This window comes from Nocardia sp. Marseille-Q1738 (assembly GCF_965283145.1).
In genome coordinates this window covers 1-12,126 of the sequence record NZ_CBDIMS010000007.1, presented here as the reverse complement: position 1 = coordinate 12,126, position 12,126 = coordinate 1, and the positions used below count along the sequence as shown (strand labels likewise).

Here is a 12,126-nt window from a genome sequence, read left to right as displayed (position 1 = left end):
CCATCGGTCTGTCGGATGGACAGTGTTGTCACTTCCCGGACATCCGTTGTTCGGATGAACCTTCGAAACTTCGTTGCGGAAGGAGAGGTTGCGGCGAGAGCACGGGTGGGATGATCAGATCGATGGTGTCTGTGCGGGTGCGAATCCGGCCCGGCATCATCGGCCACACGGCGCGCCGGGTATGGCCCCGAAGAATGTAGCTTGGGGATACAGGACGTGCGACGGATAGGCAGGAGCAGGACCTGTGGGCGACGGAGTGAACCCATGGACGGGATTGCAAGGGTTGGCCCGTGACGGCAAGATCACGGTGGACCACGGTGTCGCGGAGACTGCCGCGATCAACGTCGCCGACGCGCTCACGATGGTGGGTATCGTGCACACCGCCGTCGAGCGGGTCCTGAATTATCAGGGCTTCGGGAATCTCGGTTCCGGCGCCGCACTGGCGTCGAAGTTCTTCAAAGCCGGTCGCGATCTGGACGATCGGCTGAAGGACCACAAGAACATCCTCCGCGAGATGGGGGAGACGTTCGTCGTCGCGGGCCGGCTGTACCGGGACGGCGAGACCGACTCGGAGGCGGCGTTCACTCGGATCAAGAATGGCCGCTGGGGCGAATGGCAGGACTTTCCCCACGTGCCGGACGCCGGTGAGACCCAAAGGCCGGACTGGGCGACCGGGAACGAACTGCCCGCCATGAACGAGCGTCTTCGAAACGTCAGCTCGTCGCGGGACCGGGACACCGCGGCGGTGACACCGGAGCGGGCTCCGGAACGGCCGCGGGACAGCGCGCAGAGCGGCGAGCACTGGAACGAGAACTCGGTGCGCGTCGAGAACGCCTATGCGCTGGAGTACAACACCTACTACAGCCTCGGCCAATCCATCGGTGACCACATTTCGGAAGTGACCGACGCGGCAGGCACCTGGAAGTGGATGGCCGACCGGCTCGAAACGGTCTTCACCAACCTCAAGAATCAGCTGACCCAGCTGCAGTCGAACGGTTCGTGGACCGGCGACGGCGCGGCGGGCGCGGTCTCGGCGGCAACCGCGTACCAGGGCAACGTCACCGAGCTGACCGGGGACATGCGGCTGGTCAGCGACAATCTCATGTACACCTCGGGGTGGCTGTGGGCCACCAAGATCAACATGCCGCACACGCCCTGGGCGAACGTCGGCAAGCCCTACGCCAGGGATGAACTGCTGCCGAAGGCCAGGACCGCGTTCAGCACCTTCTACACGCCGGGTATCACGGCGTCCAGCAGCGCTATTCCGCTACTGCCCGCCGCGCTGACTCCCGTCACCGCTCCCCAGGGCCCCGGTCCCGGTCCTGGTGCCGCCCCGGGGCCCGGTACCGCCCCAGGTCCTGGTATCGCTCCCGGCCCCGGGATCAACGGTCCCGGCCCCGGAACGTCCCAGACGAAAGCACAAGCGGACGCGCAACGCCGCGCCGAGGCCGCCGCGCGCCGACAGCAGCAGGAGGCGCTGCAATTCCAGCGAGAGCAGCAGGCCGAGGCGCGCCGCCAGCAGCAGGAGGCCGCGCAGTTCCAGCGGGAGCAGCAAGCCGCGGCGCGCCAGCAGCAGGCACAACAGGCCGCTCAGCAGGCCGCCCAGCAGGGCCAGCAGGCGGTGCAGCAGGCGATGGCCGCCGGACAGCAGGGCCTCCAGCAGGCGATGCAGGCCGCCCAGCAGGCCGCCCAGCAGGCCGCGCAACAGGCATTGCAGGACCGTCAGCGTGCGGGCTTGCCCGGGGTACCGTCGATACCGGGCACCGAGATCGACCCCAAGACCGAGTTGCCGAAAGGCGCCGGTGGACCCGGCCCCGGTGCGGCGGGTCCTGGCGCGCCGGCCGGCAAGGATCTCACGCAGGCCGCCAAACTGTTCCCGCGTGCGAGCACGGCCACCACGACGGCGGCCGGTACCGCGGTCGGCCGTGGTGCGGGCATGGCGCCGATGGCGGGCATGCCCGGTTCGCCCGGAGCGGCGGGAGCCGCGGGCCGAAGCGCGGGAGATGGCCAGGCGCACAAGCGGCCGACATTCCTCGATTCCACCGAGCACCTGGAAGAAGCGCTCGGCGATGCCCCGCGCGTCGTCAAGCCGATCGTGGAGAAATGAAGCGAACCTGGACGTTCAGCGACATCGAGTTCTTCGTGCTCTGGGAGAGCCACGCCAAGGACGCGCTGCCACCACCACTGGTCTTCACCAGTCGCACCCCGCTGCTGGACGACTTCGAGCTGGAAAAGAGCAGCACCCGGGATGCGCTGCGGAACAAGGTGGACCGCTCCTTCGGCGAGGTGCTGGAGACGCTCGCCGCGCCCGACATCCGGATCATGGTGGACGGCTGGGACGGTACGGACGGTGACGACCCGAAGAAGTGCGTCCGTTTGCTCGCGGCACGGCGCGGCGACGCCGGGTACGTCGTCAAGCAGCTGCCCGGGGAAACCATCTGGCACAGCGGCGGGTTCGAAGTGACCGAGTGCGCCGCGGTGGGACTCGCCGACGCGGTGGTCGCGCAGATGCCGGAAGCCGGAGCGGGCAAGCTGGCGGAGGTGGTGCTCGCCACGGACAGCGGGTCCGACATGGATTACGCGTACGGCGAGTCCGCGGTGGAGGACTCGTTCGATGACACCGTCGCCTACCGCTCGGAGAAGTTCCTGAAGACCGAGGCCACCACGATCGGGACCATCGCGGTGATCCAAGGCAGCTCGGTGTTCGGGCCGCGTGGCGTCACGCGCCGCGAGATCCTGTGGCGCGACGTGGTGGACGACGGTCGCTACGCGAGCACCCCGAGCCTTCCCTCCGTCGCGGTCGGGGCCGACGCCGCTCGATTGACGGCGATGATCAACACCGAAGTCGCCGCGGTGGTGCGGGCGATCAAAGACGAACGCCGGTAGGCCGAGTCGACCGGCGATCCGCAATTGGTGTCGAACCCGTTGTGGACCAATGCGCGCGTCCTGGCTATTCACGCCGATCGCGAGTCGGTCGTCCGCTGCGAAGAATTGCAGAAAGATGATCTTCCCGTTCCATTCGGCTTCACTGCGCGTTCACCGGATCTGCGGGTGACTCCTGCAATCGTGGCAGGCCACGATGCCGAGCGGCCGGCCACCATGATCAATTCCGAAATCGCCGAGATCGTTCGCGTCGGCAAAGATGAACGGGTGTAGCCGGAGCCCAGAGAAATATGGGTGCTACTTGTCGGTAGCGGGTCGTACACTTTCAGGTACGACGAGCGGATGAGGGATGCCATGTGGAAAGCAGCGTCCAAGAGTGGCTCGATCTCGGTTGAGACCACCGAACAGGGACTGCCGGTCCGTATCACGGTCGAACCTGGGGAGTTACGGCGCGATCCAGGGGAGTTGGCGGGGGAGATTCTCAGATTATGCAAACAATCGGCGAATCGCGCCGGGCTTGCTCGCAGGGCGGAATTGCAGGCGGCCGGGCTCACCAGCGATGTCTTGGCATTGACCGGCTTGCCCAAGCCGGAAGACGTTGCGCGGCAGGAGCTGGCGGAAGAGGCGGAGTACGAGGTAGAGCCGCAGAGCTGGCTCAGGTCGGTATGAGTGAGGCGGCGGGTATGAACGAGGCAATGGACGCGCTGGAGGCGCGAGTTCACCGTCAGCTCAACCGAATGCGCGATCTGGCCGACCAGATGGCCGCGGTCCGCGTGCGTGAGACCTCGCCCGACGGCGCCGTCACCGCCGTGGTCGACGGCAACGGCGCGCTCGTGGATCTCGAACTCTCCGGCGCGATCACGAAACTGTCGCCCGCCGAGTTCGAGCGAATCTTGGTGAGCACGGCGGCTTCCGCGGCCCACCGTGCCTTCGCCGAACGCGGCGCGCTGGTGACCAGCTTCAACGAAGAAGCCGCCGAGTATGCGTAGGAATTCGGTGCCTGAAATGTCATGGAAGTGTCTACCGGTGTTTACGAAATATTCCCGGATCAACTGGTGGGATGATCCGGTACATTTGAAAACAACGGACCAATCATGTTCCGGCAGCGGAGGTTCCCGATGAACGAGATCCTTGTAGTTTCTGACGCCATCCGCAGGTACGGAGACGCTTCGGCGGCCATGGCCGTCGATGTAGCGGTCGCGGGGGCGGCCAACCAGGCGGCGACAATCGCCGCGGCCATTCCGGTTTTCGGCCTGATCGGGCAGGATTTCCTGGCCGCCTTCGCCGTTGCGCAGGCCAACAACCTCACGTCGGTCGCCGAGCTGGCGCATGTGCACGGCATGACCGCTGTCGCCGCACACGAGAGCGCCGCGACCTACGACCTCACCGACGACGCTTCGGCCGGCGACTTCGGGTCGATCAGCAGATCGATATGAGCGCGCCGCTCGACCAGTCCGTCCTGGATCTGCTCCGCCAGAGTGCGGTGGGGCCCATGCTCGACCGGCCGGTCAATGATGTGCTGAAAGACATGGGTTTGCCGCCGCTGCCGGAGATCTCGGGTTTGCCGCCGCTGCCGGAGTTTCCGCCGCTTCCGGTGATCGACCTTTCCCTGCTGGCCAAGCCGCTCACCGATCTGGCGAGCAGCTTCGGGACCGGGCAGTTGCCCGCCGCACCGCAGCTCGACCCGGCGCAGGTGTTGTCCCAGGTCTCCACCGTGGTGCAGACCGCGATGACGCTCGGCACCTCGGCGTTGCAGGTGGTGATGCAGCTATGGCAAGGCATGGGCGCGTCCTCGGCGGCGCAGAAGGCCGGGCAGGCGGCGTCCGACGGTACCGCGGTCGCGAGCCAGAGCGCGGCCACCTCCGCCGGTGTCACGGTGGCCGCGGGTTCGGTGTTCCAGGGCGCGAGCCTGATGGCGGCGATCATCGCGAAGTTCATGACCTCGCTCGCCGCGTCGGCGCCGTTCCTCGGCACGCCGGGTGGCCAGCTGTTCGTGGTCGCGCTGACCACCGAAACACTCGCCGAGGCGACGGCCGTGGTCGCCAAGACCCGCGGCGAACTCACGGTGCACAGCGCGGAGATGACCAAGACCGGACAGAAGGTGCCGGTCACGAACGCGCCCAAGAACGTCGACCCGATGCAGTCGGTGTCGCAGCTCATGCAGCTGCTCGGCCCGCTGACGCAGATGGCGACCACCGGGGCGCAGGCGCTGCAAGCCGCGCAGACCGCGTTGAACGTGCCGAAGTCGATCTCGGACGCCGAAAAGGACCGGGAGCGACTGAAGGAAGGCGAGCATCCGGACGGCGTGGAAGGTGCCGGTGCGGGTCCTCTCGGGGCCGGTGCCGGTGGCGTCGGTGGCGCGGCCGGAACTCCCGCGCGGCAATTGACTCCGTGGGCGGGCGCGCGCGGAGCCGGATCGCTCGGCGCCGCCGGCGCGAGTATGCCTGCCGCCGAGGCCGCTTCCACCACATCCGCCTCCGCGGCGCGTGGCATGACTTCCGGCCCGGGGATGGTGCCGATGGGTGGCGCGGCAGGTGCCGCGGGCATGGCGCGCTCCGGCGAGCAAAGCACCGACGGCTTGCGTGGACTGCTGGTCACCGAGCAGCACGGCAACGAAGTCGTAGGGGAAATCGAGGGCGCCTCGCTGCCGGTGGTCGGCGCGGCCGAACGGGTCTCCGAACCACTGGACTCCGAGCCGCCGGACAAGTCGCTCACCCTCTGACAGGAGGACGTCATGGAATTCGATCCCGCCGAGGCCCGCAAGTCCGCCGCGGACCTGGACGCTCTCGCCGCGCGTCTGGAGGCCGATCTGCGGCAGAGCATGCCCGCGCTGGACGTCGAGCCCGCGGGTTCGGACGAAGTGTCCGGTCGCGCGGCGGAGACGTTGCGTGGTGTCGCGTCCTCCTATGACGAGGCCGCGTCCGCCGGAGTGCTGGAAATCCGAAAACTGGCCGCGGCTTTGCGTTCCCACACCGATCTGCTGGTGCGGATGGACGACGACAATGCCGCCGGCTTCGGAGCGAACTGACACGGAGCGCGCATGGTCGAACCACCGGTAATCGGATTCACCGGTGTGGTCTGGCAGGCCAGGCCAACCGAACAATTGGCACGGGATCTGACCACGGGGCCCGGTGCCGCGCCGATGGCCGACGCGGGCACGGCATGGGCGAAGCTCGCCGCGAGTTTCGGCGCCGCCGTCGTGGAATACGACCAAATCGTGGCGAAGATCCGCGAGTCATGGCGATCCGGCGAGAGCGAGGTCGTGCTCCAGCGCATCACCAAGCTGCGTGACTGGCTGGTCGACGCCGCCGCGGCGGCCGGCCAGAACGCCGCGAAGGCGGGTGCGCAGGCGGTCGCCCACGAAGTGGCGCGCCTGGCCATGCCGCACGTCGCCGAGATCGCGGCGCTGGAAGCGGCGAAGCGCGGGATCGAGCAGGCCGGTGCCGCCCTGGGCGCGCCGCTGGTCGCGGCCGCGGCACAGGTCGATTCGGAACAGGACCTGGCTAAGGCGAACGCCGCACGGGTGATGCAGAGCTATGAGGCGGCCACCGCGCCGCTGGCCATGCCGTGGCAACAGCAGCATCCGCCGGTGATCGCGAGCGGCGCGGCGCTGGAAGCCGAGGCAGGCGCGAACCAGACCACCACGGCGGCAGCGGCCGCGGCGAGCGTCCCGCGCATCGGCGGCATGCCGAACCTGGGCGCGCTGTCGATGCCGCGTGCGAAGACCGCCTACCACGCGCAGACGGTGTCGCAATCGGTGGCCGCGCCGGAAGTCGTTCCGGTGGAGCCGGCTCCGGTCGTCACCGACAACGCGGCGAGCAGGATGGTGCCCGGCGCGATGGCTCCCGGTATGGCCGCGGGCGACGCCGAACGCGCCGTCCGCGCCGGAGGCTCCGCGGCACCGCGTCCCGGCGAGGGCCTGCAGATCGACGCGGGTGTCGAAGCGGCGCCGCCGGTGCTCGGCGCAGCCCCCGAGCAGGCCGCGCGGCCGGACTCGGCACCGACCGAGGCGGCGTCGTGACCGAGCGTAGCGAGGGAGCCATCGAGCACAGCACGAACGGGCGCGCCGCGGCCGAGCGCCGACGAGGCGGCGTTGCGCCCGCACCGCGTGGGAGGAGGCCGGTATGCCGACGATGACCAACGACGAAATGCTCGCGGCGTCCGGCCTGATCGGTGTGCAGACGCTGCCGTTGGTGCTCGGTGTCGGCCCGCGGCAGGATTCGGCCGAGGCATGGCAGGAAGCGCAGCGGCAGGCGCTCACCGGCTTGCGTGCGTCCGGGCTCGTCGACGGCTACGACGAACTCGACGCCGAACTCGCCGCCGCGCTGCAGACCTTGGCCCAGCCCGATCGTGAGCTGGTCGCCCGCATCTACACCGGAACCGGACCCGTGCGCGTCTGTTTGGCTCGCCGGGGGAGTGCGCACGCGGTAGCCGTCCGGACCGGTGACGCCTTCGACGTGCGCACGACTTGGGCCGACAACGACGGCGCTGCGCTCGCGCGCCCGGTGCTCGCCGCGCTGGGCCCATGCCCGCCGGCCGAGATCGCCGGCTTCAGCGCACCGTCGGAGGAATTGCGCGAACGTCTCGACCGCGCAACCTCATCGAGCGATTTCACCCAGGCGGTGTACGCGCTCGGCGTGCTCGACCAGCGCGACGCGATCGAATTCGGTCTCGCCATGTCCAGCTGCCATGCGCACGCCGAAATCGTCGCCTACGCCCACGAGGACGGGGCGACCCTCCGATCGTCCGGGGCGGTAGCCGTGTACGACACCGCAAGGGGTCGTATCGCGGCCAGCCCCGGCGCCGCCGCGGACCTTCGGGTCTGGTCCACCTTCACCCCGGGTTCCGATCACCGCATCGCGCAGGCGATTTCGGCCCTGATCGAATCCCTGCCCGGAGGAAGGTGGATGCCCTAGCTCGCGCGTCGTCGAGAGCTGCGTGCGAAACCCGGGAAACGTGAACCGCCAAAACGAGTAACGACAGACGAAGAAAGGTCACACAATGTCCAAGGTAAGTCTCGACGATGCCGCGGCCGCCCAGGTCGTGAACGATTTCATGACGGCCGTCGGTCAGATCAAGACGACGATCAGCAACATCGGCAGCGACATCGAGGCCGCCAAGCCGGGCTGGCAGGGCGACGCCAACGATGCGTGCGGCCGGGCCGCTCAGGCATGGCAGGACGAAGGCGCCCGCCTGAACAGCAAGCTGGACGACATGACCTCGAAGATCTTCGAGGGCAGCCAGACGAAGAACAACGTCGACGCCGAGAACGTCGACTCGTTCACCAACCTGGTCTGAGCGCGGCGCCGACCCATCTCCTACGAAAGGATCCGACATGCTCTACGACCCCAAGTACCTGGTGCCGCTGATGGATCAGCTGGACGGACACTACCGCAACCTGCAGACCCAGATCTCCAATCTGGAGGAGGCGGCGGCGAAGCTGATCAACGTGGCGTGGGAGGACAACCAGTCTGCCGAGGGTTTCCGCACCGCCCACACCGCGTGGACCACCGAGTTCGGCGACACCGCCGACATTCTGGAGCGGCTGCGCGACGCGGTCGACCGCGCGCTCGGCAACGCGCAGCACGCCGACATGAAGGTGTACAACAGCTTCTCCGGCTGAGCGGCACCGCTGACCGCGAACGGCCCGTTCTCGATAAGGGCGAACGGGCCGTTCGACGGCTTACCGAACAGAACCGCCGTGCTCTCCGCACAGCGGGGATGATCGGTCAGTACGACATCGCGATCGGCGTGCCGAGGTAGTTCATCTCTGCCGGGGTGGCCACCATGTAGACGGTAGTGGTGCCGGTCGCGGTTCGTACGGTGACCAGGTTCGCCGTTTCGGCGTCTTCGATCAGCGTGACGTCGGCGTCGAAGGATTCGGCGCCGGTCGCGTCCGAACGCAGCACGATGACCGTCGCGTCGGAATGGTGCGTGGACGGCGGAATGCCGTCGTAGACGAACACCGTCGCCGACCGATGCGAGCTCGCCTGCTGCGAGCCGGCCGACCAAGACGCCAGCGACAGCGAGTGCGGCGCGTCGACATATGCCACCATCGAGCGCCACGCGTCGTGCCGGTTGGTGTGCACCACCACGGTGGCGCCCAAGGCGATTGCCCGCAGGATCACCTGTTTGGCGATGAGCAATGCGCCGATGATCTCGACCCGGCGCACGTACTGCCCGACCAGCGGCAGTGCCACACCTTGGCCGGAGGAGTCGGCGCCGATCACCTGGCCGCAGCCGGTGATCGGGGTGAACAGGTCGGCCAGGGATTCCGGCGTGCCCAAATAGCTGTCGATCGGCAGCTGCGGACCCTGGGTGTCCACCGGCAGGTATTGCAGCAGCGCGCGACGGTGCTTGCCGGACATGGGCAGCAGGCCGGGGATGTTCACCTCGAGGGGCCGGTCGCGCGAATCGAATCGAACGGTGGCGGTCACCGCGATGGTGGCCGGCCCGGCGTCGTTCGGCCGCGTGGTCGCCCCGGCCGCCTGCCGCAGGCGCAGAGTCACGGTGGTCGCCAGACTCGGTGTCGCCCAGACCTCGGCGAGGCCGCGCGGACCGAGGGCTTCCGGCGCCATTCGATAGATGGCCGAATGGATGCCGTCGTGTTCGACGCTGTGCTGGGTCTCGGTGAGCTGGTCGAGGGCGGCGCCGCGAGTCAATTCGTGTACCGCCGAGGTGATTTCGGCGGCGGACAGCACCGACACGGTGAGGTCACGGGCGGCCAGGCGGTTGGCCACCCGGCGGGTGGCGACGATCGCCGACCGCAGCGTTCCGGTGGAGCCGCCGCCGCGCCGGTCCACCGCGGGCGCGTTGGCCAGCGGATCCAAGCGCAGCACCACCCACACCGTGCGGTGCGCGACCGCGGGCAGCGGCCCGAGGATCTGCTCGTAGAGCCGGGCCACCTGGCCCGCGTCGGAGGTGCGCGAGCCGGTGCTGATCACGTCGATCGAGGCCAGGCCGATGTCGAATTGGTGCAGGCAGCGGGCGATTTCGGGAAGCGGAACCATTTCCCCGGTGTTCAGGCCGCTCGGACTGAGCAGGGTGACTCCGCGCGGCTGCGCATCGATCCGCAGCACGGTGAGCAGCCGGGTGCCGTCCCAGCGCATGCCGTAGCTGCCGCCGTCGGGCAGCGGCACGTCGAACGGCGCATGGTTGACCGCGGTCGAACGGTGGCGAAACGCATGCCACCGGAAAGTGAATTCTTCGGCGAGAAAGGCGGCCAGGCAATTTCCGCGCCGGCGGACCAGCCCGAGCAGCACGATCAGCGCGCCGCCCGCGACCGCGGCATAGGTCGGCGCGTCGAACGCCACCGCGATCAGCGCGACCGCGATGGCCAGCAGCAATACCGGGAGCACCAGGCGAAGCGGGAGAGTGCGGAACAACCAGAATTGTCGTGAGTGCAGCGGCGGAGCCGAAACCCGTGTGGCCCGGTCGGCCGTCGTTGACGCCATGGGCTCATCATGGACCGAACTTCCACGGCTTCGCTACTGTAGAGCCGCGCGACCATGTCGCACCCCGATCCACCCGCGTCCTGTTCGGAGGATTCGTGCCGGCCCAGTTGACCACGCGCGCTCAAGTCAACGGCTACCGATTCCTGCTACGCCGTTACGAGCACGCGCTCGTGCGCCGGGACGTACGGATGCTGCACGACCCGATGCGCTCACAGTCCCGCTCCCTGGTCGTCGGTGCGGTGCTCGGCCTGCTGGTGGTGGCCGGCGCCGCGATTCTGGCGTTCCTGCGGCCGCAGGGCTCGATCGACGACGCGAAGATCGTGATGGCCAAGGAGAGTGGCGCGCTCTACGCCGTCGTCGGCGACACCTTGCATCCGGTGCTGAATCTGGCCTCGGCCCGGCTGATCACCCAGAGCAACGAGTCGCCCACCTCGGTCAAGGAATCCAAGCTCGCCGCCCTGCCACGCGGCGCGCTGCTCGGCATCCCCGGCGCACCCGCGTCGCTGCCGGGTTCCTCGGCGGGCAAGCGGTCGATCTGGACCCTGTGCGATGCGGTGCAACTGTCCCCCGCCGGAAGTGCGGCCCGCTCACCAGGGGTGAACACCACGGTGATCGCGGGTGGTCCGGAGACCGACGCGGACGGTGCCGCCGGGCCGCTCGGCGCCGACGCGGCGCTGCTGGTGGCCCGCGAGGGCAAGACCTTCCTGCTGTTCGACGGCAAGCGCGCGGAGGTCGATCCGAAGGACTCCGTGATGGCCCAGTCGCTGAACCTGCGCGCCCATCAGCCGCGGCCGATCAGCACCGGGCTGTTGAACGCCGCGACCCAGGTCGCCGCCTTGGCGCCGCCGCAGATCGAGCGTGTCGGCGAGCCGGGACCCGGCAAGCTGTCCGGCGTGCCGGTCGGCGGCGTGGTGCGGGTGCGCGGCGTGGTCGCCGACGACCTCTACGTGGTGCTCGCCGATGGCGTGCAGCGGGTGTCGCCGTTCGCCGCGCAGGTCATCCGGAACGCGAATTCCCAAGGCATGAGTGAGATCACCACGGTGCCGCCGGACCGGATCACCGGCGTCCCGGTGGTCGAGCGGCTCCCGCTGGACCACTTCCCGCGCGAGACGCCGAAGATCCTGGCGGCCGAGGACGCACCGGTCGGCTGCACGTCCTGGTCCAGGGGCGCCGATGATCCGGCGGCGACGGTGACCATCCTGGCCGGTCGCAAATTGCCGCTGTCCTCCTCGGCCACTCCGGTCGAGCTGGCCACCGCCGACGGTACGGGCGAGCGCGTGGACGCGGCCTACATTCCGCCGGGCACGGGCGAATTCGTCCAGGTCACCGGGATCGATCCGGACAGCGCTCGGCGCGGCACGCTGTTCTACGTGGGCGACAACGGCATTCGCTACGGCGTCCCGGACGCCGAGACCGCGGCGGTGCTCGGCCTGGAATCGAAGCCACGACTGGCTCCGTGGCCGATCGTCGGCCAATTGGTGCCCGGGCCCACGCTCACGCCGCGGGACGCGCTCGTCAGTCACGACACACTGCCGTCCGGACGTTAGTCCGAACCAACACCGCGTTCGCGGCGAAAACGCAGTGCCGCAGGCGCGGGTCAGACACCCACCTCGCCACCCAAAACCACACTGGCCCAGCTTCCGGTTACGAGCGGAGCGAGATCGAGCATTGCCCGTTCGCGGCCCGGCTCGCGTCCGAGTGGCCGCCGCGTCCGCGACGAAGTCGCCAGCGGCGGTCGCTCGGACGCGAGCCACAAAGGGGCCGCGAACACCCAGCGCCGCAGGCGCTG

14 protein-coding genes are annotated in these 12,126 nt (G+C 68.8%); 13 read left to right on the top strand and 1 reads right to left on the bottom strand.

The features are described 5' to 3' along the window. Nucleotides 1-244: 244 nt before the first annotated feature. From ACWPXK_RS23645 to ACWPXK_RS23590, 12 genes are all read left to right on the top strand, one after another. Nucleotides 245-2,107 (top strand): hypothetical protein, encoded by a 1,863-nt coding sequence (locus ACWPXK_RS23645; protein ID WP_454198375.1) that lies wholly within the window; start codon nt 245-247, stop codon nt 2,105-2,107. After that, a complete protein-coding gene (locus ACWPXK_RS23640) occupies nt 2,104-2,886 on the top strand; it encodes an ESX secretion-associated protein EspG (RefSeq protein ID WP_454198374.1) in 783 nt (260 codons plus the stop codon). Before ACWPXK_RS23645 ends, ACWPXK_RS23640 begins: the two co-directional genes overlap by 4 nt. Before the next feature lie 27 nt (nt 2,887-2,913). Beyond that, nucleotides 2,914-3,156: a hypothetical protein gene (locus ACWPXK_RS23635; RefSeq protein ID WP_454198373.1), complete on the top strand. Its 243-nt coding sequence runs from the start codon at nt 2,914-2,916 to the stop codon at nt 3,154-3,156. Between the two features lie 69 nt (nt 3,157-3,225). Continuing rightward, nucleotides 3,226-3,552: a hypothetical protein gene (locus ACWPXK_RS23630; protein ID WP_454198372.1), complete on the top strand. Its 327-nt coding sequence runs from the start codon at nt 3,226-3,228 to the stop codon at nt 3,550-3,552. 14 nt (nt 3,553-3,566) lie between these two features. Then, nucleotides 3,567-3,872 carry a YbaB/EbfC family nucleoid-associated protein gene (locus ACWPXK_RS23625; protein ID WP_454198371.1) on the top strand — a complete coding sequence of 102 codons (306 nt, stop codon included), beginning with the start codon at nt 3,567-3,569 and terminating at the stop codon, nt 3,870-3,872. 129 nt (nt 3,873-4,001) lie between these two features. Beyond that, the gene (locus ACWPXK_RS23620; RefSeq protein ID WP_454198370.1) at nt 4,002-4,319 is read left to right on the top strand and encodes a type VII secretion target; all 318 of its coding nucleotides are present in this window, start codon (nt 4,002-4,004) and stop codon (nt 4,317-4,319) included. After that, on the top strand, nt 4,316-5,605 hold the full coding sequence (locus ACWPXK_RS23615; RefSeq protein WP_454198369.1) for a hypothetical protein: 1,290 nt from the start codon (nt 4,316-4,318) through the stop codon (nt 5,603-5,605). Before ACWPXK_RS23620 ends, ACWPXK_RS23615 begins: the two co-directional genes overlap by 4 nt. 12 nt (nt 5,606-5,617) lie before the next feature. Next, the gene (locus ACWPXK_RS23610; RefSeq protein ID WP_454198368.1) at nt 5,618-5,911 is read left to right on the top strand and encodes a PE domain-containing protein; all 294 of its coding nucleotides are present in this window, start codon (nt 5,618-5,620) and stop codon (nt 5,909-5,911) included. 12 nt (nt 5,912-5,923) lie between these two features. Further along, the gene (locus ACWPXK_RS23605) at nt 5,924-6,904 is read left to right on the top strand and encodes a PPE domain-containing protein (protein WP_454198367.1); all 981 of its coding nucleotides are present in this window, start codon (nt 5,924-5,926) and stop codon (nt 6,902-6,904) included. A gap of 103 nt (nt 6,905-7,007) precedes the next feature. After that, nucleotides 7,008-7,799, top strand: a complete 792-nt coding sequence (locus tag ACWPXK_RS23600; protein ID WP_454198366.1) for an ESX secretion-associated protein EspG — start codon at nt 7,008-7,010, stop codon at nt 7,797-7,799. A gap of 85 nt (nt 7,800-7,884) precedes the next feature. After that, complete coding sequence (locus tag ACWPXK_RS23595) at nt 7,885-8,181, top strand: WXG100 family type VII secretion target (RefSeq protein WP_364329655.1); 297 nt, start codon at nt 7,885-7,887, stop codon at nt 8,179-8,181. Nucleotides 8,182-8,218: 37 nt separating this feature from the next. After that, nucleotides 8,219-8,506, top strand: a complete 288-nt coding sequence (locus ACWPXK_RS23590; RefSeq protein WP_454198365.1) for a WXG100 family type VII secretion target — start codon at nt 8,219-8,221, stop codon at nt 8,504-8,506. 106 nt (nt 8,507-8,612) lie between these two features. Here the strand turns inward: ACWPXK_RS23590 and eccE are convergent, their stop codons facing one another. Further along, nucleotides 8,613-10,337, bottom strand: coding sequence for a type VII secretion protein EccE (gene eccE, locus ACWPXK_RS23585; protein ID WP_454198364.1), 1,725 nt, complete (start codon nt 10,335-10,337; stop codon nt 8,613-8,615). 95 nt (nt 10,338-10,432) lie between these two features. Between eccE and eccB the strand changes: the two genes are divergently transcribed. Further along, the gene (gene eccB / locus ACWPXK_RS23580) at nt 10,433-11,884 is read left to right on the top strand and encodes a type VII secretion protein EccB (protein ID WP_454198363.1); all 1,452 of its coding nucleotides are present in this window, start codon (nt 10,433-10,435) and stop codon (nt 11,882-11,884) included. Nucleotides 11,885-12,126: the final 242 nt, after the last annotated feature.

Coding starts and splice junctions, on each gene's coding strand:
- ACWPXK_RS23640 (WP_454198374.1), top strand. CDS start 2,104: ATGAAGCGAACCTGGACGTTCAGCGACATCGAGTTCTTCGTGCTCTGG.
- ACWPXK_RS23610 (WP_454198368.1), top strand. CDS start 5,618: ATGGAATTCGATCCCGCCGAGGCCCGCAAGTCCGCCGCGGACCTGGAC.
- ACWPXK_RS23595 (WP_364329655.1), top strand. CDS start 7,885: ATGTCCAAGGTAAGTCTCGACGATGCCGCGGCCGCCCAGGTCGTGAAC.
- ACWPXK_RS23605 (WP_454198367.1), top strand. CDS start 5,924: ATGGTCGAACCACCGGTAATCGGATTCACCGGTGTGGTCTGGCAGGCC.
- ACWPXK_RS23615 (WP_454198369.1), top strand. CDS start 4,316: ATGAGCGCGCCGCTCGACCAGTCCGTCCTGGATCTGCTCCGCCAGAGT.
- ACWPXK_RS23620 (WP_454198370.1), top strand. CDS start 4,002: ATGAACGAGATCCTTGTAGTTTCTGACGCCATCCGCAGGTACGGAGAC.
- ACWPXK_RS23625 (WP_454198371.1), top strand. CDS start 3,567: ATGAACGAGGCAATGGACGCGCTGGAGGCGCGAGTTCACCGTCAGCTC.
- ACWPXK_RS23600 (WP_454198366.1), top strand. CDS start 7,008: ATGCCGACGATGACCAACGACGAAATGCTCGCGGCGTCCGGCCTGATC.
- ACWPXK_RS23590 (WP_454198365.1), top strand. CDS start 8,219: ATGCTCTACGACCCCAAGTACCTGGTGCCGCTGATGGATCAGCTGGAC.
- eccE (WP_454198364.1), bottom strand. CDS start 10,337: ATGGCGTCAACGACGGCCGACCGGGCCACACGGGTTTCGGCTCCGCCG.
- ACWPXK_RS23630 (WP_454198372.1), top strand. CDS start 3,226: ATGAGGGATGCCATGTGGAAAGCAGCGTCCAAGAGTGGCTCGATCTCG.